Origin of the sequence: Streptomyces sp. ME19-01-6, from assembly GCF_033793745.1 — a bacterium.
Classification (GTDB): Bacteria; Actinomycetota; Actinomycetes; order Streptomycetales; family Streptomycetaceae; genus Streptomyces.
Genome location: NZ_JARAXF010000014.1, coordinates 164,005 through 184,200 on the forward strand (window position 1 = coordinate 164,005; position 20,196 = coordinate 184,200).

A 20,196-nucleotide genomic window follows, 5' to 3' on the forward strand; every position below is an offset into this window, starting at 1 on the left:
GAGCGGGGGATTTGTGCGCTTCGGACCGCAGTCGCTGTTCGCCGCGGCCTCAGCCCTGCCAGCTGTGCGGGGCACGGAAGCCCCGCTGGCGCTCCAGGCGGCGCCAGCCCGCCGCGCTGCGGCCGGCGCGGCCCGAGGAGCGCCGGTGGACGGCGCCCGCGGCCGCGCGGGCCAGGAGGACCGCGGTGACCGCGGCCAGTTCCTCGGCGTCGGCGTGACCCTTCTCGACGCGGACGAGAGTGGCGGCGCCGACGGCGGCGTCAGCCGCGGTATCGGCGGGGTTGTCGGCGATGTCCTGTGCGGTGTTCACGGTGGCTTCGTCTCCAATGCTCGCGTTACTGCGGCGGGTTGCCGTGCTTGCGGGACGGCAGGTCGGCGTGCTTGTTGCGGAGCATCGCCAGGGACCGGATGAGGACCTCGCGGGTCTCCACGGGGTCGATGACGTCGTCGACCAGGCCGCGCTCGGCGGCGTAGTACGGGTGCATGAGCTCGGACTTGTACTCCTTGACCATGCGGGCGCGCATGGCCTCGGGGTCGTCGGCCCCGGCGATCTGCCGGCGGAAGATCACGTTGGCGGCGCCCTCGGCGCCCATCACCGCGATCTCGTTCGTCGGCCAGGCGTAGGTCAGGTCGGCGCCGATGGACTGGGAGTCCATGACGATGTAGGCGCCGCCGTACGCCTTGCGCAGGATGACCGAAATCCGCGGCACGGTGGCGTTGCAGTACGCGTACAGCATCTTGGCGCCGTGCCGGATGATCCCGCCGTGCTCCTGGTCCACGCCGGGCAGGAAGCCGGGCACGTCCAGCAGCGTGATCAGCGGGATGTTGAAGGCGTCGCACATCTGGATGAAGCGGGCGGACTTCTCCGACGCCTCGATGTCCAGCACCCCGGCCAGCGACTGCGGCTGGTTGGCGATGATGCCCACCACCTGGCCGTCCATCCGGGTCAGGGCACAGATGATGTTGGTCGCCCAGCGCTCGTGGACCTCCAGGTAGTCGCCGTCGTCGACGATCTCCTCGATGACCTTGCGCATGTCGTACGGGCGGTTGCCGTCGGCCGGGACGAGGTCGAGCAGCGCCTCGCCGCGCCGCTCGGCCGGGTCGTCGGACTCGACGACCGGCGGGTTCTCGCGGTTGTTCTGCGGCAGCAGCGACAGGAGGTAGCGCACCTCCTCCAGGCAGCTCTCCTCGTCGTCGTACGCGAAGTGGCACACGCCCGAGGTCTCGGCATGCACATCCGCGCCGCCCAGTCCGTTCTGGGTGACCTTCTCGCCGGTCACCGCCTGGACCACGTCCGGCCCGGTGATGAACATCTGCGAGGTCTCGCGGACCATGAAGACGAAGTCGGTGAGCGCCGGGGAGTAGGCGGCGCCGCCCGCGCACGGGCCGAGCATCACGCTGATCTGCGGGATGACGCCGGACGCCTTGGTGTTGCGCTGGAAGATGCCGCCGTAGCCGGCGAGCGCCGAGACGCCCTCCTGAATGCGGGCGCCGGCACCGTCGTTGAGGGACACCAGCGGCGCCCCGGCCGAGATGGCCATGTCCATGATCTTGTGGATCTTCGTGGCGTGGGCTTCCCCGAGCGCCCCGCCGAAGATCCGGAAGTCGTGTGCGTACACGAACACGGTCCGCCCGTGTACGGTCCCCCAGCCGGTGACGACACCGTCGGTGTAGGGCCTCTTCGCCTCGAGCCCGAACCCGCTCGCGCGGTGCCGCCGCAGCGGCTCGACCTCGTTGAAGGACCCCTCGTCCAGGAGCAGATCGATCCGTTCGCGGGCCGTCAGCTTCCCCTTGGCCTTCTGAGCCTCGGTCGCCCGCTCGCTCGGGCCGCGCCGAGCCTGCTCGCGGATCGCGTGCAGCTCGGCGACACGCCCGCGGACGTCGCTCGCCTCATCGGGCGCACCTTCGAGATTGGTCATGCAATGACGGTACGTTCCCGGACCCCCCGAGACGCATGTCAATTCCATACAACGTCGGGCGCGTTTTGGTGGGTAGGCGGAACAGAACTGGACAGCGGATTTCTCGCCACCGTAAGGGCCACCGGCCGATCGGCGCTGTCGGCACTCCACAAACCCCGACGTGGCGCGCCCCGGAGCGGCGGACATGACCACCCGTATGGGCGCGCCCGGCCGGGGCCATGGCCCGGCCGACGGGACCGTCGGTTGCCGCCCTCTCCAGTGAACGCTCGGGGCGATTGTCCCGAGATTTTGGGTACGCGGGGAATGGGGTTAAAGTGGGTGACGTTGAAGATTCAACATAACTTCAACGGACCAGCCCCGGCAGAGCTACACCCCCAAGGCTCCGCCGGGGCCATGGTCACCAGCCGCTCCCCCCGCTACCGCCGGGAGGTGCCCCCTCCGAGCACCGAGCGGCCCGGCCTACTCCTGCGGCTCCACGCCGGCCCGCAGCAGCCCGTAGGCGTACGCGTCGTCCAGCGCCTGCCACGAGGCCGCGATCACGTTCTCCCCGACACCCACCGTCGACCACTCGCCCTTGCTGTCCGCCGTCGAGACCAGCACCCGCGTCGTGGACTCGGTGCCGTGCTTGCCCTCCAGGATGCGCACCTTGTAGTCCACCAGCTCCATCGTGGCCAGCTGCGGGTAGATGCGCTCCAGGCCCACGCGCAGCGCGCGGTCCAGGGCGTTGACCGGGCCGTTGCCCTCCGCCGTGGAGACGATGCGCTCGCCCTTGGCCCAGAGCTTGACCGTCGCCTCGTTGGCGTGGGTGCCGTCGGGGCGGTCCTCGACGATGGCCCGCCAGGACTCGACGCGGAAGTAGCGGCGGGGCCGCCCCTCGACCTCCTCGCGCAGCAGCAGTTCGAAGGACGCGTCGGCGGCCTCGTAGGTGTAGCCCGCCAGCTCGCGCTCCTTGACCCGCTCGACGACGCGGCCGACCAGCTCCCGGTCGCCTCCGAGGTCGACGCCCAGCTCCTTGCCCTTGAGCTCGATCGAGGCCCGGCCCGCCATGTCGGACACCAGCATGCGCATGGTGTTGCCGACCAGCTCGGGGTCGATGTGCTGGTAGAGGTCGGGGTCCACCTTGATCGCGGAGGCGTGCAGCCCGGCCTTGTGCGCGAAGGCCGAGAGGCCGACATAGGGCTGGTGGGTCGAGGGGGTGAGGTTGACCACCTCGGCGATGGCGTGCGAGATGCGGGTCATCTCGGCGAGCGCGCCGGAGGGCAGGACCGTACGGCCGTACTTGAGCTCCAGGGCGGCGGCCACCGGGAAGAGGTTGGCGTTGCCGACCCGCTCCCCGTAGCCATTGGCGGTGCACTGGACATGGGTGGCGCCCGCGTCCACGGCGGCCAGGGTGTTGGCGACGGCACAGCCGGTGTCGTCCTGGGCGTGGATGCCCAGCCGGGCCCCGGTGTCGGCGAGGACCGTACGGACCACCGCGTCGATCTGGGCCGGGAGCATGCCGCCGTTGGTGTCGCAGAGCACGACCACGTCCGCGCCCGCCTGGTGGGCGGCGCTGACGACCTGCTTGGCGTAGCCGGGGTTGGCGCGGTAGCCGTCGAAGAAGTGCTCGCAGTCGACGAACACCCGGCGGCCCTGGGCGCGCAGATGGGAGACGGTGTCCCGGACCATCTCCAGGTTCTCCTCCAGCGTGGTGCGCAGGGCGAGTTCCACATGGCGGTCGTGGGACTTGGCCACCAGCGTGATCACCGGGGCCCCGGAGTCGAGGAGCGCCTGGACCTGGGGGTCGTCCGCGGCCCGTACGCCCGCCTTGCGGGTGGCGCCGAACGCGACCAGCTGTGCGTGCCTGAAGTCGATCTCGGCGCGGGCCCGGGCGAAGAACTCCGTGTCGCGCGGGTTGGCGCCGGGCCAGCCGCCCTCGATGAAGCCCACGCCGAAGTCGTCGAGGTGACGGGCGATGGTCAGCTTGTCCGCGACGGTGAGGTTGATGCCCTCGCGCTGCGCGCCGTCGCGCAGCGTGGTGTCGAAGACGTGGAAGCTGTCGTCGGGTAGGTCCTTCATGGTTGTCTGGCTCCTGTGGGATCGATCTCGGTCTACCGGAATAACCGGTTCCGCGCCCTCCTATGATCCCTCGCGCTCCGCGTCCGGCGGGGTGGTCCGGAAAACGAAAAGACCCCTCGCGGGTGCGAGAGGTCTGCGCGCGGGTCTGGGGGCACGATGTCCGCGCCGTACCGGGTCGTACGGGGCGGTCACTGCGGACCGGCGCGCCTGCTGCCAATAATCATGGCGAACGAGAGCACGGAGGCAGTCAAGCACATTCCGCCCCCGCGCTCCCGTCCGTCTCAGAATGCGAACCGCCGCACGGATCGATATCGGAGTCACGTTCGGAGGGGCGACCGGCGTGGGTCATATCGACTCGCCGGCCGCCCGCCCGGCGTCAGCCCAGGCGGTGCATCCAACCGTGGGTGTCCGGGGCGGCGCCCGTCTGGATGTCCAGCAGCGCCTTGCGCAGCTTCATCGTCACCTCGCCCGGCTGCCCGTCCGCCACGGTCCAGCCGGCGCGGGCGGACTTGACCGAGCCGACCGGGGTGATGACGGCGGCGGTGCCACAGGCGAAGACCTCGGTGAGGCTGCCGTCCGCGTTGCCCTCCCGCCAGTCGTCGACGCAGATACGGCCCTCGGAGACCTCATGGCCCAGGTCGGAGGCGATCCGCAGCAGCGAGGCGCGGGTGATGCCCGGCAGCAGCGAGCCGGACAGCTCGGGGGTCACGATGCGGTCCCCGTACACGAAGTACAGGTTCATGCCGCCCATCTCCTCGATCCAGCGGCGCTCGATCGCGTCCAGCCAGACCACCTGGTCGCAGCCCTGCTCGGCGGCCTGCGCCTGGGCGACCAGCGAAGCGGCGTAGTTGCCGCCCGTCTTGGCGGCGCCGGTGCCGCCGGGGGCGGCGCGCACGTACTCTTCGGAGAGCCACACGGAGACCGGCTTGACCCCGCCGGGGAAGTAGGCGCCGGCCGGGGAGGCGATGACGGCGAAGAGGTACTCGTTCGCGGGCCGCACGCCCAGTCCGACCTCGGTCGCGAACATGAAGGGCCGCAGGTAGAGGGACTCCTCACCGCTGCCGGGCACCCACGCCTTGTCCTGGGTGACCAGCGCGTCGCAGGCCGCGATGAAGGTCTCGACCGGCAGCTCGGGCATGCTCATGCGGCGCGCGGAGGCGCGGAAGCGCTCGGCGTTCTCCTCGGGGCGGAAGGTGGCCACGCCGCCGTCGGGCTGCCGGTACGCCTTGAGCCCCTCGAAGATCGTCTGAGCGTAATGGAGGGTCATGTTCGCCGGGTCGAGCGACAGGGGCGCGTACGGCACGAGCTGGGCGTCGTGCCAACCGCGCCCCTCGGTCCACTTGATGGTCACCATGTGGTCGGTGAAGTGGCGGCCGAAGCCGGGGTTGGCCAGGATCCGCTCCCGCTCCTCGTCGGAGAGGGGATGCGCGGAGGGCTTGAGCTCGATCGTGGGCGTCGTCATGAGTGGTAGTCCTTCACCGTTGGTTGTAGCGGACCGCGCCCGCACCGTCCCGACCCCCAGGGGTACTAGGACGTCCGAGCTTCCTCTCACACGACGGCCCCACGTCCGATTATCGCTCGGTGTGGGGCCGGGGTAGAGATGCGTGCGTGCGTCTGCGCGGCCCAGGTCGATGGTCGCACCCAGCCGCGCTTCGGCACAGGCTGGGGTCAGCCGGATACTCGCGCGGCCAGCGCGTCGCCGATCTCGTCGGTGGTGCGCGGCGTGTCGCCGGTGCGCTCGGCGAGGTCCTCGGCGACGGCGGTCTCGATACGGGCCGCCTCGGCCTCGTATCCGAGGTGGCGGAGCAGCAGGGCCACCGACAGCACGGTCGCGGTCGGGTCGGCCTTGCCGGTGCCCGCGATGTCCGGCGCGGAGCCGTGGACCGGCTCGAACATCGACGGGAAGGTGCCGGAGGGGTTGATGTTGCCGCTCGCGGCGAGCCCGATGCCGCCGGTGACGGCGGCGGCCAGGTCCGTGAGGATGTCGCCGAAGAGGTTGTCGGTGACGATGACGTCGAACCGCTCGGGCTGGGTGACGAAGAAGATCGTCGCGGCGTCGACGTGCAGATAGTCGGTGGTGACCTCGGGGTACTCCGCGCCGACCTTGTCGAAGATGTTCTTCCACAGGTGGCCCGCGTGCACCAGGACGTTGTTCTTGTGCACGAGGGTGAGCTTCTTGCGCGGCCGGGCGGCGGCCCGGGCGTACGCGTCGCGTACCACGCGCTCGACGCCGTACGCGGTGTTCAGGCTGACCTCGGTGGCCACCTCGGCCGGGGTGCCGGTGCGCAGCGAGCCGCCGTTGCCCACATAGGGGCCCTCGGTGCCCTCGCGGACGACGACGAAGTCGATGTCGGGGCGGCCGGCCAGCGGGGTGGCGGTGTTCGGGAACAGCTTCGACGGACGCAGATTGACGTAGTGGTCGAAGGCGAAGCGCAGCTTGAGCAGCAGCCCGCGCTCCAGCACGCCCGACGGCACGGACGGGTCACCGATGGCGCCGAGCAGGATCGCGTCGTGGTTCTTCAGCGCCTCGAGCTCCGCGTCCGGCAGGGTCTCGCCGGTCGCGTGCCAGCGCTGGGCGCCGAGGTCGTAGTCCTGGGTCTCCAGCTTCACGTCCTGCGGAAGGACGGCCGTGAGGACCTTGAGGCCCTGAGCCACGACTTCCTGTCCGATACCGTCACCGGGGATCACTGCGAGGCGAATGCTGCGAGACATACCGGGACCCTACCCCTCGTCCCACTGCATGACATCGCCCGTCCGCTATGTGGACGGGCGCTCATCCGGATGGCTCACGTTCACCCCGCGTACGGGCTGAGGTCGCCTTTCCGGGGCAGATTCCGGCACATGGCTGACTTCTCCCGGGGCACGCCCCGCACCTCCTCCGATGTCCCACGGGTCGGCATCCCCGAACGCCTGGCCCGCCGGATGACGATGGCCGAGCAGCACGAGTATCTGCGGGCGAAGCTCTCCCGGCGCGGGGTGCTGCGCGGCGGCGTGGCGGGGGCGGGGACGGTGGCGGGGGCGGGCCTGCTCACCGGTTCGGCGAGCGCCGTGGAGGCGGGCCCGCAGCCGCCCCTGCTCACCGCCCCGGCGTCGCGGAAAGTCGACGGCTCGCTGGTCGCGCCCTTCGGCCGCCACCTCGCCTTCGGCGCCGACCCCAGGACCCGGATGCGGATCTCCTGGCAGGTCCCCTTCGCCGTCAAGGCGCCGTACGTACGGATCGGCCTCCAGCCCTGGGACCTGAGCCGGAAGATCGAGGCCGAGGTCCGCTCCCTGCACACGCCCGCGCTCAGCGACAAGCTCCCGGCCGTCGACCAGTACTACCTCCATGCCGCGCTCGACGGGCTGCGCCCCGGCGTCACCTATTACTACGGCGTCGGCCACGACGGCTTCGACCCGGCCGACCCGCGCCACTTCTCCGCCCTGGGGACGTTCCGCACGGCTCCCGAAGAGGCCGAGTCCTTCGTCTTCACCGCCTTCGGCGACCAGGGCGTCAGCTACGACGCGCTCGCCAACGACCAGCTGCTGCTCGGCCAGAACCCCGCCTTCCATCTGCACGCCGGGGACCTGTGCTACGCGGACACCACCGGCCACGGCCAGAAGACGGACGCCTTCGACGCCCGGGTGTGGGACTCCTTCCTCGCCCAGACCGCCTCGGTCGCGGCGAGCGTGCCCTGGATGGTGACCACCGGCAACCACGACATGGAGGCCTGGTACTCCCCCGACGGCTACGGCGGCCAGCTGGCCCGCTGGTCCCTCCCCGACAACGGCCCCGATCCGCGCAAGGCGCCCGGTGTCTACTCCTTCACCTACGCCAATGTGGGGATCGTCGCGCTGGACGCCAACGACGTCAGCTACGAGATCACCGCCAACACCGGGTACACCGGCGGGGAGCAGACGCGCTGGCTGGACCGGCGGCTGGGGCAGCTGCGCGCCCAGCCCGGCATCGACTTCATCGTGGTCTTCTTCCACCACTGCGCCTTCTCGACCACCAGCGCCCACGCCTCGGACGGCGGGGTGCGCGACGCCTGGGTGCCGCTGTTCGAGAAGCACCAGGTGGACCTGGTCATCAACGGCCACAACCATGTCTACGAGCGCACCGACGCCATCCGGGGCGGCCGGGCCGCCAAGCGGGTCCCGATCGGCGGCAGCGCCGACGCGGTGCGCGACGGCATCGTCTACGCGACGGCGGGCGGGGCCGGGGCGCGCCTGTACCGGTTCCCGGTGCCCGACAGCTACGAAGGCCATGTGAAGGACCTCGACGAGGTGAAGACCTTCCACTGGGCGAAGGACGGGTCGAAGAACGAGGACACGGCGGAGTGGTCGCGGGTGCGCTACACCGGCTTCTCATTCCTCGCGGTGGAGGTGCGGCCGGGCCCGAGCCCGAAGCTGAAGGTCACGACGCTGGCCGAATCGGGCGAGCGCGTGGACCACTTCGAGGTGGTGCGTACGCCCCAGAAGTGATGCCGGCCCCGGAGGCGACGTCGGGCCCGGGGCGACGTCACCCCTGGGGTGACGTCGGTCAGTGGCCGGTGGCGCCGCCGTTGTCGCGACGGTCGAGGGCGCGCTGCAGCGCGGCGGCGGCGTTCTTGCGGTCGGTGTTGTCGGTCTTGCGGCGGGTCCTGCGGACAACCGTCTCAGCCATGATCGCGTCTCCCTGTGTCCCGAGAAGGTGCTGCGGAAGATGCCGGAGGGGCGGGGTCCGGGTGCGGCAGGGGTCACCTGCGCATGCGCACCGGCCGTGGCCACCGTCGCTCGATGGAGCGAGACGTTCGGCTTCCACAAAAATAAGGCCTCGGAGGCGGACTGTCCGCACAATTACTCGGACGTCCTACTATCTGAGACGCAGAAACGCGTATGGGCTGGTCGAGGCCAACCCCCGTTCGGCCTCGACCAACCAGTATTCGCGCCGTTCAGAAGGTGCTTACTCGTTGGTTAGCTTCGTAAACTGCCGTGAATAACGGCTACTTGGCTGTCAGACGCTAGCACCGCCGCGCCTCCGCCGTCCACGACTTTTCGGCTTGTCACACCGCCCCGCATACGACGACGGCCGCCGCCGGCGCGAAGGCGCGGGCGGCGGCCGCCGGGGGTTCGGCCCGGGGCGCGGCCGGGGGTTCAGCCCATGTGCGGGTAGCGGTAGTCGGTCGGCGGGGCCAGGGTCTCCTTGATGGAGCGGGTGGAGGTCCAGCGCATCAGGTTCTGCTTGGCGCCCGCCTTGTCGTTGGTGCCGGAGGCCCGCCCGCCGCCGAAGGGCTGCTGCCCGACGACGGCCCCGGTGGGCTTGTCGTTGATGTAGAAGTTGCCGGCCGCGAAGCGCAGCGCCTCGCACGTGGCGGCGGCCGCGGCGCGGTCCCGGGCGATGACGCAGCCGGTGAGGCCGTACGGCGACGCCGACTCCATCTGCTCCAGCACCGCGTCGTACTCGGCGTCCTCGTAGACGAACACCCCGAGGATCGGGCCGAAGTACTCGTCCTTGAAGATCTCGTCGTCCGCGTCGGTGGAGACGAGGACCGTCGGGCGGACGAAGTAGCCCTCGCTGTCGTCGTAGGTGCCGCCGGCCACGATCTCGATGGTCGGGTCGGACTTCGCCCGGTCGATGGCCGCCTTGGACTTGGCGAAGGCCCGCTCGTCGATGACGGCGCCGAGGAAGTTGGACAGGTCGGTCACATCACCCATCGCCAGGCTCTCCACCTCGGCGGCGAACTCCTCCTTGAAGCCGCTCTCCCACAGCGAGCGCGGGACGTAGGCGCGCGAGGCGGCGGAGCACTTCTGGCCCTGGTACTCGAAGGCGCCGCGGGTCATCGCCGTCTTCAGCACCTTGGGGTCGGCCGACGGGTGGGCGACGATGAAGTCCTTGCCGCCGGTCTCGCCGACCAGACGCGGGTAGGTCTTGTACGTCTCGATGTTGGCGCCGACCGTCTTCCACAGGTACTGGAAGGTGCGGGTCGAGCCGGTGAAGTGGATGCCCGCGAGGTCCGGGTGGGCCAGGGCCACCTCGGAGACGTCCTTGCCGTCGCCCGTGACCAGGTTGATCACCCCCTTGGGCAGCCCCGCCTCCTCCAGCAGCTCCATCAGCAGCACGGCGGCGTGGGTCTGCGTCGGGGACGGCTTCCAGACGACCACGTTGCCCATCAGGGCGGGGGCGGTCGGGAGGTTGCCCGCGATGGCGGTGAAGTTGAAGGGCGTGATCGCGTAGACGAAGCCCTCCAGCGGCCGGTGGTCGCTGCGGTTCCAGACCCCCGGGGAGTTGGTCACCGGCTGCTCGGCCAGGATCTGGCGGGCGAAGTGGACATTGAAGCGCCAGAAGTCGATCAGCTCACAGGGGGTGTCGATCTCGGCCTGCTGCGCGGTCTTGGACTGGCCGAGCATGGTCGAGGCGGCCAGGGTCTCCCGCCACGGGCCGGACAGCAGCTCGGCGGCCTTGAGGATGATCGCGGCCCGGTCGTCGAAGCTGAGCGCGCGCCACGCCGGGGCGGCGGCCAGGGCGGCGTCGATCGCGTCCTGCGCGTCGGCCTGGGTGGCGTTGGCGTAGGTGCCCAGGCGAGCCGCGTGGTTGTGCGGCTGCACGACGTCGAAGCGCGTCCCCGCGCCCATCCGCTTCTCGCCGCCGATGGTCATCGGCAGGTCGATGGGGCTCTGGGCGAGCTCCTTGAGCTTGGTCTCGAGGCGGGCGCGCTCCGGGGTGCCGGGGGCGTAGGTGTGCACCGGCTCGTTCACCGGCACGGGGACCTGGGTCACGGCGTCCATAGTGGCCGTATCTCCTTCGAGCGTCGGGGTCGATCGTCGTGTACGCGAGGGGGTGGGGGGAGCGTTCCGGCTGGTCAGCCGCGGCCGACCAGCGAGCGCAGGAAGAACGCCAGGTTCGCGGGGCGCTCCGCGAGGCGCCGCATGAAGTACCCATACCAGTCTGTTCCATACGGGACATAAACCCGCATACGATGCCCCTCGGCAGCGAGCCGCTCCTGCTCGGCCGGGCGGATCCCGTACAACATCTGGAACTCGTACTCGTCGAGCTTGCGGCCGAAGCGGCGCGCCAGCTCCTGGGCGATGGCGACCATGCGCGGGTCGTGGGAGCCGATCATCGGGTAGCCCTCGCCCGCCATGAGGATCTTCAGGCAGCGCACATAGGCCAGGTCGACCTCGCGCTTGTCCTGGTGCGCGACGCTCGCCGGCTCCTTGTACGCGCCCTTCACCAGCCGCACCCGCGAGCCTTCCCCGGCCAGCGCCCGGCAGTCGTCCTCCGTGCGGAAGAGGTACGACTGGAGGACCGCGCCGGTCTTCGGGAACCGCCGGCGCAGCTCGGCGAGGATCGCGAGGGTGGAGTCCACGGTGGTGTGGTCCTCCATGTCGAGGGTGACGGTGGTGCCCGCCGCGTCCGCCGCCTCCACCACGGGGATCACATGGGCCAGGGCCAGGTCGTGGCCGCCGGGCAGCGCCTGCCCGAAGGCGGACAGCTTCACCGACATCTCTGCGCGCCCGGCCAGGCCCTCGGCGGCCAGCGCCTCGGTCAGCGCGAGATAGGCGTCCCGGTTGCGCAGCGCCTCCGCCGGGTCGGTGATGTCCTCACCGAGGTGGTCGAGCGTCACCTCCAGGCCACGCTCCGCCAGGGTGCGGACGACCGGGACGGCCTCGGCCAGGCGCTCGCCGGCGACGAACCGGTCCACCGTCGGGCGGGTCACCGGTGCGGCCGAGACGATGCGGCGGATGGCGGCACTACGGGAAGCGGCGAGCAGCACGGGACCCAGCACGGGGCACCTCCACGATGACGGCCGTCGGACGGCTTCGTTGACTCACCGTGAAACTTAAGGATCGCGCGGATCCCCGGCCATCGACAGCTGTCACGCATCCGTGTCCGAGATCTCAGACATATGTATGAGAATGGAAGCACGGCCGGAACCCGAGGCTGTGGAAGGAAGGCGGGAGGCCGGTGCTCGACGACTATCAGCAGCTCGTGGACGAGATCTCGGCGGCCCTCGGCGCGCCCGCGACGCTCGAGAACCGCGACTTCGAGCTGATCGCCTTCGGCGCTCATGACAGCGGCAGAGACTCCGACGAGGCCGACGAGCCGGCGCTCGACCCGGTGCGTACCCGCTCCATCGTGCGGCGCCGGTCCACGGCGGCGGTGCGGGCCTGGTTCGAGGGGTTCGGTATCGCGCGGGCCCAGGCCCCGCTGCGGATCCCGCCGGACCCGGCGGCGGGGGTCTTCATGGGCCGGATCTGTCTGCCGGTGCGCCACCGGGGCGTGGTGCACGGCTATGTGTGGCTGCTCGACGACGGCCATCTGTCCGACCTGGAACTCGGCGGACCGACCGGCCCGCCGGACCCCCGGCTCGCCCGCGCCATGGAGACAGCGGCCAGGATCGGGGCGCTGCTGGCGGCGGAGGCCCGGGCCGACGAGGAGCTCGGCAGGCAGCTGCGCGACCTGTTGACCGGGCCCCCGGGCGGCCGCGACACCGCGCGCACGGCCCTGCGCGCCGCGCTGCGCGGGGCGGCCGACGGGCCGCTGGCGCTCGTCGCGGTGGCCCCGTGGGTCCCTGAGGACGACGCGGACGCCGCGAACGCCGAGGATTACCACTCCGCCCGGCTGCCCAGCCCGCCCGGGGTGGCCGCCGTCTGCGTACTCCCGGCGCCGCCCGGCCCGGCCCTCGCGGCGGGCCCGGCCGTGGGGCGCTCCCCGGCGGTGGCCCTGGCCGCGCTGGTCCGGCTGCGCGCCTCGACGGCCCTTGACCCGGCCCGTACCGCGGCCGAACATCTGCTGCGCTCCTCGGGCGCGACCGCCCCGGCCGCGGGCGGCGCCGGCTCCGGCGCGGTGAGCGTGTCCCGGGGCGCTGCGGGGGCTGGACTGAGGAGCCGCGCAGCGACGGAGGAGCGAGCAGTGACGAGGGAAGCCCGCGCGTCGGAGCGCCCCGGGACTGAGCGGGAAGAGGGGTTCGCGGGCGTCAGCGCGCCGCGCCGCGGGCTGGACGATCTGCCCGCCGCCTGGCCCGAGGCGCTGGCCGCCGCGCGGGCCGCCCGGGCGGACGCGCGGCTGGGCCCGGTCGCGGAGTGGTCCGCCATCGGCCCGTACCGCCTGTTGGCCGCGCTGCCCCCGGCGGCCGGCCCGGACCCCGTCGTACAAGCCCTGTTGGAGCCCTCGCACGCCGAACTGGCCCGCACCGCGGAGGCGTTCCTGGACTGCGCGGGTCAGGCCGGCCGTACCGCCCAGGCGCTCGGCATCCACCGGCAGACGCTCTACTACCGGCTCTCCCGCGTCGAGCAGCTGACCGGCCTCGACCTGGCCGCGGGCGAGGACCGGCTGCTGCTGCACATGGCGTTGAAGTCCGCGCGGCTGTGAGCGGCGCCTGAGCCCTGGGCTCGGCCTGTTGTCGGTGGCCAGTGGCACAGTGGCAGCACCGATCGCGAAGGCGGCCGGGAAACCGGAGGACGACGAGTGAAGGCGACGGGGGCCGGGCCATGGGTGACTATTTTCAGCGGATCGTCGATGTGGAGGCGGCCGAGGAGGAGGCCGGGCCGCTCGCCGAGCGGATGGTCGACTGGCTGGTCTCGGAAGGTGTGATCACCCGCGAGACGTCCGGCGAAGGGGTGTACAGCCAGACCGCGGACCAGGGATATGTGCCGGGCCCCCGTTGGGACCGGGCCGTGGCGGGTTCCGCGGAGACGACGTGGCAGCCCGGCCCGGTGGCGGTCATGGCCGGGCGGGACTACTACGTCGGGGGGCAGGGCGAGGACGAGGCGGACTCCGCGATCTGCCCGCGCTGCGACGCCAAGACCGTGATCATCGACTATCCGGAGGAGTTCGAGGCGGACGAGGAGGTCTGGCGGCCGTACCGGGACGCCATCGCCGCCTGGAAGGAGACGGGCGGGGGAAGCGCGGCCTGTTCCGCGTGCGGAGCGGCCGTCCCGGTCACCGAGTGGCGGTTCGGCTCCGGCTTCGATCTCGGGGCGCTCGCGTTCGACTTCTGGGGGTGGCCGCCGCTCGAGGCCGCCTTCCTCACGGAGTTCTCCAGGCGGTTGGGGCACCGTATGAAGGAGCAGGGCGGCAAGTTCTGAGGCGGCCCGCCCGGGGTCAGCCGGCCCCGGCGGCCTCCGCCGCGTACGCCCGCAGGAAGGTGTCCACCGCCGCGTTCGCCACCTCCCGCGTCTCGGCGGCGGAGAGGCTTTCGGCGGTCCGGCTCTCGGACGACATGGACCCCGGACTGAGTGGCAAGGTCACGGAGATCTTCCTGAAGAAGGTGGAGACGTATCCGGAATGGGGTGAGCTCCTGCACGCGATCCCCGACACCGGGCTCTCCCCCGGCGACCGGGCCGCCGGAGACACCGCGCCACACGCCTGAGACCGCGCCAATCCACCGCCTGCGGGGCGCGCTGGTGCTCGGCGGTGCGCGGGCCCTGGGCGCCGCGGCCGGGCAGGCGCTGGGCGCCGCGGCCGCGGTGGAGCTGGTGCACAACTTCTCGGTGCTCCACGACGACGTCATGGACCAGGACGCCACCCGCCGCGGCCGGCCCACGGCCTGGACCGTGTTCGGATCCGCCCAAGCGCTGCTGGCCGGCGACGCCATGCTGGTCCTGGCCATGGAGGAGCTGGCCTCCGCTCCGTCCCCCGTGCGGCACTCCGCGGGCACCCATGAGCTCTGCCGCGCGCTGCTGGACCTGGTCGCCGGCCAGAGCGCCGACCTCGCCTTCGAGGAACGCGCCGACGTGAAGCTCGAGGAGTGCCTGGCCATGGCCGCCGGCAAGACGGCCGCCCTGTTCGCCGGGGCCTGCGGCCTGGGCGCGCTCGCCGCCCACGGCGGTCCCGCCCAGGTGGAGGCGCTCCGCGGCTTCGGACACCACCTGGGCCTGGCCTTCCAGCTCGTGGACGACCTGCTGGGCATCTGGGGGGACACCCGGACGACCGGGAAGCCGGTCGGGGCCGATCTGCACCGGCGCAAGAAGTCCCTGCCGGTCGTCGCGGCCTTGCGCAGCGGTACGCCCGCCGGACGGCGGCTGGCCGAGCTGTACCACGACGAACGTCCCCTGAAGCCCACCGGCGTCGCCCGCGCGACCGCACTGGTCGAGCAGGCCGGCGGGCGCGGCTGGGCCCTGGCGGAGGCGGCCCGGCAGCGGTCCATGGCCCTGGACCGGCTGGCCGAGGCCACCCTCGACCCGGGGGCCGCCCACGGTCTGCGGTCGCTGGTGGACCTCGCCACGCACCGCAGCAGCTGACCGGGTGGGCGTCGGCCGGACCGCCGGCCGGCGCCCGCCCCGCGGCGCCGGCGCACGGGCCGCGCTCACGAGAGAAGGAACTCCACCGATGCGTGTGCTGTTCGCGACGGTTTCCGAGAAGTCACATCTGTACACCATGGTTCCGCTGGCCTGGGCCCTGACCACGGCGGGGCACGAGGTGCGGGTCGCCGCCAATCCGGCGCTCACCGACGCCATCACAGGCTCCGGTCTCACCGCGACGCCCGTCGGCACCGATCATCGGATGCGCGAGGCCTTCGCCCCGTACCAGGATCTGGCCGCGCGGATCATCGACGCCCGCAAGCGGGGCGACCGCGACGGGGCCGGCGCCCTGTACCGGAGCCTGCACGCCCTGCTGGAGAACGAGGCGACGGACTGGAACGAGCCCAGCGCGGAACGCGAGACCTGGGCGAGCGTGCTGCGGAAGTACCAGGTCAACGTCGAGGGCATGTACCGCGTGTACAACGACGGCATGGTCGACGACCTGGTGGAGCTGGCCCGCGCCTGGCGGCCCGACCTGGTGATCTGGTCGCCGCTCACGTACGCGGCGCCGGTGGCGGCCCGGGTGGTGGGCGCCGCCCACGCCCGGCTGCTGTGGAACGTGGACATCTACCCGGCGATGCGCGGTGTGTTCCTCGAACTGGCGGGGCAACAGCCCGCGGAGCGGCGCGAGGATCCCCTCGCCGAGTGGCTGACCGGCCATCTCCGGCGCCACGGCAGCGACTTCGCGGAGGAGGCCACGACCGGTCAGTGGACGATCGACCAGGGGCCGGCGAGCCTCCAGCTCCCGCTGGACCTGACGCGCGTGGCCGTGCGCTACGCGCCCTACAACGGCCCGTCGGTGGAGCCCGACTGGGTGCGGCGCGCCCCCGACCGGCCCCGGGTGTGCTTCACTCCGGGGTCCTCCTCGGCCTCGGTCATCGGCGCCTCGCATCTGCCCGTGCACGAGATCCTGGACGCCGTGGACGGCCTGGACATCGAGTTCATCGCCTCGATCCCCGCCCAGGAGGCCGGCGCCCTGCGGCGGGTGCCGGCCAACACCCGGGTCGTCGACTTCGTGCCCTTGCACACGCTCGTGCCGAGCTGTTCCGCGGTCATCCACCACGGCGGCTTCGGTGGCTGGTCGGCGGCGCTGCTGCACGGTGTGCCGCAGTTCCTGCTCCCGATCCGGTTCTCGGACTGGTGGGCCAAGGCCACCTTGCTCGACGCCCAGGGCGGCGGGGCGTATCTGCACGCCTCCGAGGTGACGGCCGAGACGCTGCGCGCGGGGCTCGTCCGGCTGCTGGAGCAGCCGTCCTACCGGGCGTCGGCCGCGCGGCTGCGACAGGAGATGCTCGCCGCGCCGACCCCCAACGACCTGGTCCCCACGCTGGAGAAACTGACGGAGCTGTCACGCGACGGGGCCGCCGCCCGCGGGTGACGCGGGGTCGGCCGCCGGACCGGGGCGCGGCCCGGCCAGGACCCGGCGCATCGCCTCCGTCAGGTCCTGGGCGCTGGGGGTGAGGGCGGGGTCGATGGCCATCTGGACGGCCATCCCCGCCATCAGGGTCATATAGAACGAGCCCACGATCCGCGAGGTCTCCTCGTCGACCTCCTCCTCCGGGATCCCGTGGAAGAGGGCCACCAGCCCGGCGCGCCCCTCCGGCTGCGCCCGCCCGAACGCCTCGCGCAACTCGGGGTTGCCCTCGACCTGCAGGATCGCCTCGAACTGGGCCCGCCACACCGCCTGATGCTTGCTGAAGAGCGCGAGCACCCGGGACCATCCCGCCTCGAACCCCGTCGCCGAGCCGCCCGCGTCCGGGCCCTCCCCCTTCAGGGACCGCTCGACGTCATCGGCCCAGTCGCTCATGGTCGCGAACAGGGCCTCCCTCATCAGGGCGTCCTTGGAACCGTAGTGGTAGCCGATGGACGCCAGATTGGCGCCCGAGGCGGCCACGATGTCCCGCGCGGTGGTGCGCGACCAGCCCTTTTCCAACAGGCAGCGCTTGGCTCCCGCCAGCAGATCCTCTCGATGTCCCATGGCGTCACCCTATCCCGACACCCATACAACCGTTCAAGACAAACGTCCCAGACGCACGTCTCATACGCTCGTACTAGACAAGCGTTTAAGACGTTCGTATAGTCCTCGGCATGACTTCGTCTCCCGTCAATTCCCGGGCCGGCCGCAGGGAATGGACCGCCTTCGCGGTCCTGATGCTTCCGCTGCTCCTGGTCTCCATGGACGTCTCGGTGCTGTACTTCGCGCTCCCGGAGATCAGTGCACGGCTGCACCCCAGCGCCCCCCAGCAGCTGTGGATCTTCGACATCTACGGCTTCGCCCTCGCCGGGCTGCTCATCACGATGGGGTCGCTCGGCGACCGGATCGGGCGCCGGAAGCTGCTGATGATGGGCGCCGCGGCCTTCGGCGCCGCCTCGGTCGCCGCCGCGTACGCGGACAGCGCCGAGATGCTGATCGCGGCCCGTGCGCTGCTCGGCGTCGGCGGCGCGACCCTGATGCCCTCGACGATGGCGCTCAGCCGCAATCTGTTCCAGGACCCGAAGCAGCGCGCGACCGCGATCGGCATCTGGTCCGGCGCCATGGCCGGCGGGGTGGCGCTCGGCTCGGTGCTGAGCGGTCTGATGCTGTCCCACTTCTGGTGGGGCTCGGTCTTCCTGATCAACACCCCGGTGATGGTGCTGCTGCTGATCCTCGCTCCGGTCCTGGTGCCCGAGTTCAAGGACCCGGCCCCCGGACGGTTCGACCTGCTGAGCGTTCCACTGTCCATGGGTGCGGTGCTGCCGGTGATCTACGGCCTGAAGGAGGCGGCGGCTCACGGGTTCAGCGGGCCGCGCGCGCTGTGGATCGCCGCCGGGCTGCTGATCGGCCTCGTCTTCGTCCACCGCCAGCGCACCCACGCGCACCCCATGATCAGTCCCGGCCTCTTCCGCCGCCGCGGCTTCGGATCCTCGATCGGGCTCAACCTCATGGCCTCGTTCGCCATGATGGGCTCCTCCCTCTTCACCACCCAGTACCTGCAGTCGGTGCTCGGCAAGGGCCCACTGGAAGCCGCGCTGTGGAGCCTGCTCCCCTCCGTCATGGTGGGCGCCGCCGGCCCCGCTTCGGCCGCGATCGCGCAGAAGGTGAACCGCGCGTACGTCATCGGCAGCGGATTCCTCGTCGCGGCCGCCGGCTTCGGGCTGCTGGCCCTCGCCGACACGGACTCGCTGTGGCTCGTGCTGATCGCGGCGGGCGTCCTCGCCTCCGGCATCGTCACCGTGATGTCGCTGGTCACCGACATGGCGATGGGCACCGCGCCCGCAGAGAAGGCCGGTTCCGCATCGTCCCTGCTGGAGACCGGCCAGGAGTTCGGCGGGGCGCTCGGAATGGCGCTGCTCGGCGTCGTCGGCAACGCCGTCTACCGCCATGACATGGCGGACCGACTGCCCGCCGACCTGCCGTCCGGCCTGCCGTCCGAAGCGCTGGACGCGGCGCGCGAGACGCTGGGCGGCGCGGCGGCGGTAGCGGGCCGGCTGGGCGGACGGGCCGGGGGCGAGGTGCTGGGCGCGGCGCGCGAGGCGTTCACCCACGGCATGCAGGTGGCCGCCGTCGCCGGGGCGCTGGTCCTGGTCGCGGCCGCGGCCCTGGCGGCCGTCGCCCTGCGCCACGTACGGGTCGCGGCCCCCACGGCGGAAGGGTCCGGCGCGGATGCGAAGCCGGACGCCGAGCCGGGCGCTGAGCCGACCGCCGGCGCGCGCGGGATCGGTGCCGAGCCGGGGACGGCACCGGGCGAACGCCGGCCGGAGCCGCTGGCGAGCCGCTGACCGACCCCGCGCTCCTCATTGACGCGACCCCGCCCAGGGGTGTCCCGGGCGGGGTCGCGTCATGCCGGGCGTCGCCAACGACCGCAAGGCCCCTGGAACTTGACTCGAACTCTCATCGAATCCGACGGCAACCTTCCTTCGCCCGGCGGCAACCAGAAGCACAGGGCGCCACTCGTTTCACACGGCCATCTGGCGCCCCAGAAATCCCCAAAGTCCCCTAAATCCCCGAGAGGACTGATGCACCGTGCGCCTCACCCGAGCGTTAGTGACCGCCGCTCTCGCCACCGCGTTGCTGGTGGGCGCGGGCCATGCGCCCCAAGCCGTCGCGGGTGAACTGCCCGGCGACACCAAGTTCTTCACCGACTCCGAATCCCAGGTCAACAAGTGGGTCGCCGCCAACCCCAACGACTCGCGCCAGCCGCGCATAGCATCGCGCATAGCCAGTCAGCCGCAGGCCGTCTGGTTCGCCCGCTACTCCCCCTCCACCGTCACCTCGGACGTCCGCCGGGTGACCTCCGCGGCTGCCGGGAAGGGCCAGGTCCCCGTCCTCGTCGCCTACATGATCCCCAACCGCGACTGCGGCGGCGCCTCCGCGGGCGGCGCCCCCAACCTCGCCGCCTACGACGCCTGGGCCCGCAACTTCGCCGCCGGGCTGGGCAGCGGGTCCTCGATCGTCATCCTCGAACCGGACTCGATCGCGCTCATCAGCTGCCTGTCGTCCAGCGAGCTGAGCGCCCGCTACGCCTCGCTCGCCCGGGCAGCCTCCGCCATCCACGCCGCGAACCCCAAGGCCCGGGTCTACTTCGACGCCGGGCACTCCGCGTGGAACAGCGCCTCCGTACAGGCCGCGCGGCTGCGCTCGGCGGGCGTGCTGACCAGCGGCGACGGCATCTACAGCAATGTCTCCAACTACAACCGCACCGCCAACGAGGTCGCCTTTGCCAAGAGCGTGCTCAGCCAGCTCGGCGGCTCGGGCCTGACCGCGGTCATCGACACCAGCCGCAACGGCAACGGCCCCGCCCCCGACAACGCCTGGTGCGACCCGCGCGGCCGCAAGCTGGGCGAGAACCCGACCGCGAACACCGGCGACCCGGCCATCGACGCCTACCTGTGGATCAAGCTGCCGGGCGAGCTGGACGGCTGCGCGGGCGCCGCGGGCAGCTTCTCGCCGGACTACGCGTACGAGCTGGCGGGTTAG

General features: G+C 71.7%; 18 protein-coding genes. 8 read left to right on the forward strand and 10 right to left on the reverse strand.

Going from position 1 to position 20,196, the window contains the following annotated elements; all coding sequences use genetic code 11:
* Positions 1 to 49 precede the first annotated feature (49 nt).
* The 5 genes from PV419_RS28530 to PV419_RS28550 form a co-directional block, all read right to left on the reverse strand.
* Positions 50 to 292, reverse strand: a complete 243-nt coding sequence (locus PV419_RS28530; RefSeq protein WP_319693940.1) for an acyl-CoA carboxylase subunit epsilon — start codon at positions 290 to 292, stop codon at positions 50 to 52.
* A 43-nt stretch (positions 293 to 335) separates the two neighbouring features.
* Positions 336 to 1,919: an acyl-CoA carboxylase subunit beta gene (locus PV419_RS28535; protein ID WP_319693809.1), complete on the reverse strand. Its 1,584-nt coding sequence runs from the start codon at positions 1,917 to 1,919 to the stop codon at positions 336 to 338.
* A 459-nt stretch (positions 1,920 to 2,378) separates the two neighbouring features.
* Entirely contained in the window at positions 2,379 to 3,977 is a 1,599-nt protein-coding gene (gene cimA / locus PV419_RS28540; RefSeq protein ID WP_319693811.1) for a citramalate synthase, read from the reverse strand.
* A 376-nt stretch (positions 3,978 to 4,353) separates the two neighbouring features.
* Positions 4,354 to 5,439: a branched-chain amino acid aminotransferase gene (locus tag PV419_RS28545; protein WP_319693813.1), complete on the reverse strand. Its 1,086-nt coding sequence runs from the start codon at positions 5,437 to 5,439 to the stop codon at positions 4,354 to 4,356.
* Positions 5,440 to 5,645: 206 nt separating this feature from the next.
* Complete coding sequence (locus PV419_RS28550; protein ID WP_319693815.1) at positions 5,646 to 6,689, reverse strand: 3-isopropylmalate dehydrogenase; 1,044 nt, start codon at positions 6,687 to 6,689, stop codon at positions 5,646 to 5,648.
* Positions 6,690 to 6,818: 129 nt separating this feature from the next.
* On the opposite strand from PV419_RS28550, the gene PV419_RS28555 reads away from it, so the two are divergent.
* Positions 6,819 to 8,438 (forward strand): metallophosphoesterase family protein, encoded by a 1,620-nt coding sequence (locus PV419_RS28555; RefSeq protein WP_319693817.1) that lies wholly within the window; start codon positions 6,819 to 6,821, stop codon positions 8,436 to 8,438.
* Between the two features lie 58 nt (positions 8,439 to 8,496).
* Here PV419_RS28555 and PV419_RS28560 read toward each other — a convergent pair whose 3' ends face one another.
* The 3 genes from PV419_RS28560 to PV419_RS28570 form a co-directional block, all read right to left on the reverse strand.
* Positions 8,497 to 8,619 carry a hypothetical protein gene (locus PV419_RS28560; RefSeq protein WP_319693819.1) on the reverse strand — a complete coding sequence of 41 codons (123 nt, stop codon included), beginning with the start codon at positions 8,617 to 8,619 and terminating at the stop codon, positions 8,497 to 8,499.
* Between the two features lie 470 nt (positions 8,620 to 9,089).
* Positions 9,090 to 10,721: an L-glutamate gamma-semialdehyde dehydrogenase gene (pruA, locus tag PV419_RS28565; protein WP_319693821.1), complete on the reverse strand. Its 1,632-nt coding sequence runs from the start codon at positions 10,719 to 10,721 to the stop codon at positions 9,090 to 9,092.
* Between the two features lie 74 nt (positions 10,722 to 10,795).
* On the reverse strand, positions 10,796 to 11,722 hold the full coding sequence (locus PV419_RS28570; protein WP_319693823.1) for a proline dehydrogenase family protein: 927 nt from the start codon (positions 11,720 to 11,722) through the stop codon (positions 10,796 to 10,798).
* 179 nt (positions 11,723 to 11,901) lie between these two features.
* Here PV419_RS28570 and PV419_RS28575 point away from each other — a divergent pair, with 179 nt between their 5' ends.
* Positions 11,902 to 13,308, forward strand: a complete 1,407-nt coding sequence (locus PV419_RS28575; protein WP_319693825.1) for a helix-turn-helix domain-containing protein — start codon at positions 11,902 to 11,904, stop codon at positions 13,306 to 13,308.
* Positions 13,309 to 13,427: 119 nt separating this feature from the next.
* Entirely contained in the window at positions 13,428 to 14,024 is a 597-nt protein-coding gene (locus PV419_RS28580) for a hypothetical protein (RefSeq protein WP_319693827.1), read from the forward strand.
* A gap of 16 nt (positions 14,025 to 14,040) precedes the next feature.
* Here the strand turns inward: PV419_RS28580 and PV419_RS28585 are convergent, their stop codons facing one another.
* Positions 14,041 to 14,160, reverse strand: coding sequence for a TetR/AcrR family transcriptional regulator C-terminal domain-containing protein (locus PV419_RS28585; protein ID WP_319693829.1), 120 nt, complete (start codon positions 14,158 to 14,160; stop codon positions 14,041 to 14,043).
* Here PV419_RS28585 and PV419_RS28590 point away from each other — a divergent pair.
* The 3 genes from PV419_RS28590 (at position 14,159) to PV419_RS28600 (ending at position 16,617) form a co-directional block, all read left to right on the forward strand.
* Positions 14,159 to 14,308 (forward strand): hypothetical protein, encoded by a 150-nt coding sequence (locus tag PV419_RS28590; protein ID WP_319693947.1) that lies wholly within the window; start codon positions 14,159 to 14,161, stop codon positions 14,306 to 14,308. The genes PV419_RS28585 and PV419_RS28590 overlap by 2 nt on opposite strands.
* Before the next feature lie 19 nt (positions 14,309 to 14,327).
* On the forward strand, positions 14,328 to 15,179 hold the full coding sequence (locus PV419_RS28595) for a polyprenyl synthetase family protein (RefSeq protein WP_319693942.1): 852 nt from the start codon (positions 14,328 to 14,330) through the stop codon (positions 15,177 to 15,179).
* An 88-nt stretch (positions 15,180 to 15,267) separates the two neighbouring features.
* Positions 15,268 to 16,617, forward strand: coding sequence for an activator-dependent family glycosyltransferase (locus PV419_RS28600; RefSeq protein WP_319693830.1), 1,350 nt, complete (start codon positions 15,268 to 15,270; stop codon positions 16,615 to 16,617).
* Here the strand turns inward: PV419_RS28600 and PV419_RS28605 are convergent.
* Positions 16,588 to 17,217, reverse strand: a complete 630-nt coding sequence (locus tag PV419_RS28605; RefSeq protein ID WP_319693832.1) for a TetR/AcrR family transcriptional regulator — start codon at positions 17,215 to 17,217, stop codon at positions 16,588 to 16,590. The genes PV419_RS28600 and PV419_RS28605 overlap by 30 nt on opposite strands.
* Positions 17,218 to 17,327: 110 nt before the next feature.
* Here PV419_RS28605 and PV419_RS28610 point away from each other — a divergent pair, with 110 nt between their 5' ends.
* Together PV419_RS28610 and PV419_RS28615 are read left to right on the forward strand one after the other, a co-directional pair.
* Complete coding sequence (locus PV419_RS28610) at positions 17,328 to 18,998, forward strand: MFS transporter (RefSeq protein WP_319693834.1); 1,671 nt, start codon at positions 17,328 to 17,330, stop codon at positions 18,996 to 18,998.
* A gap of 244 nt (positions 18,999 to 19,242) precedes the next feature.
* On the forward strand, positions 19,243 to 20,196 hold the full coding sequence (locus PV419_RS28615) for a glycoside hydrolase family 6 protein (RefSeq protein WP_319693836.1): 954 nt from the start codon (positions 19,243 to 19,245) through the stop codon (positions 20,194 to 20,196).

Bases quoted from the DNA above. Each gene is read 5' to 3' on its own strand.
- PV419_RS28590 (WP_319693947.1), top strand. From the start codon at position 14,159: ATGGACCCCGGACTGAGTGGCAAGGTCACGGAGATCTTCCTGAAGAAG.
- PV419_RS28605 (WP_319693832.1), bottom strand. From the start codon at position 17,217: ATGGGACATCGAGAGGATCTGCTGGCGGGAGCCAAGCGCTGCCTGTTG.
- PV419_RS28550 (WP_319693815.1), bottom strand. From the start codon at position 6,689: ATGTCTCGCAGCATTCGCCTCGCAGTGATCCCCGGTGACGGTATCGGA.
- PV419_RS28535 (WP_319693809.1), bottom strand. From the start codon at position 1,919: ATGACCAATCTCGAAGGTGCGCCCGATGAGGCGAGCGACGTCCGCGGG.
- pruA (WP_319693821.1), bottom strand. From the start codon at position 10,721: ATGGACGCCGTGACCCAGGTCCCCGTGCCGGTGAACGAGCCGGTGCAC.
- PV419_RS28610 (WP_319693834.1), top strand. From the start codon at position 17,328: ATGACTTCGTCTCCCGTCAATTCCCGGGCCGGCCGCAGGGAATGGACC.
- cimA (WP_319693811.1), bottom strand. From the start codon at position 3,977: ATGAAGGACCTACCCGACGACAGCTTCCACGTCTTCGACACCACGCTG.
- PV419_RS28585 (WP_319693829.1), bottom strand. From the start codon at position 14,160: ATGTCGTCCGAGAGCCGGACCGCCGAAAGCCTCTCCGCCGCCGAGACG.
- PV419_RS28545 (WP_319693813.1), bottom strand. From the start codon at position 5,439: ATGACGACGCCCACGATCGAGCTCAAGCCCTCCGCGCATCCCCTCTCC.
- PV419_RS28580 (WP_319693827.1), top strand. From the start codon at position 13,428: ATGGGTGACTATTTTCAGCGGATCGTCGATGTGGAGGCGGCCGAGGAG.
- PV419_RS28600 (WP_319693830.1), top strand. From the start codon at position 15,268: ATGCGTGTGCTGTTCGCGACGGTTTCCGAGAAGTCACATCTGTACACC.
- PV419_RS28555 (WP_319693817.1), top strand. From the start codon at position 6,819: ATGGCTGACTTCTCCCGGGGCACGCCCCGCACCTCCTCCGATGTCCCA.
- PV419_RS28560 (WP_319693819.1), bottom strand. From the start codon at position 8,619: ATGGCTGAGACGGTTGTCCGCAGGACCCGCCGCAAGACCGACAACACC.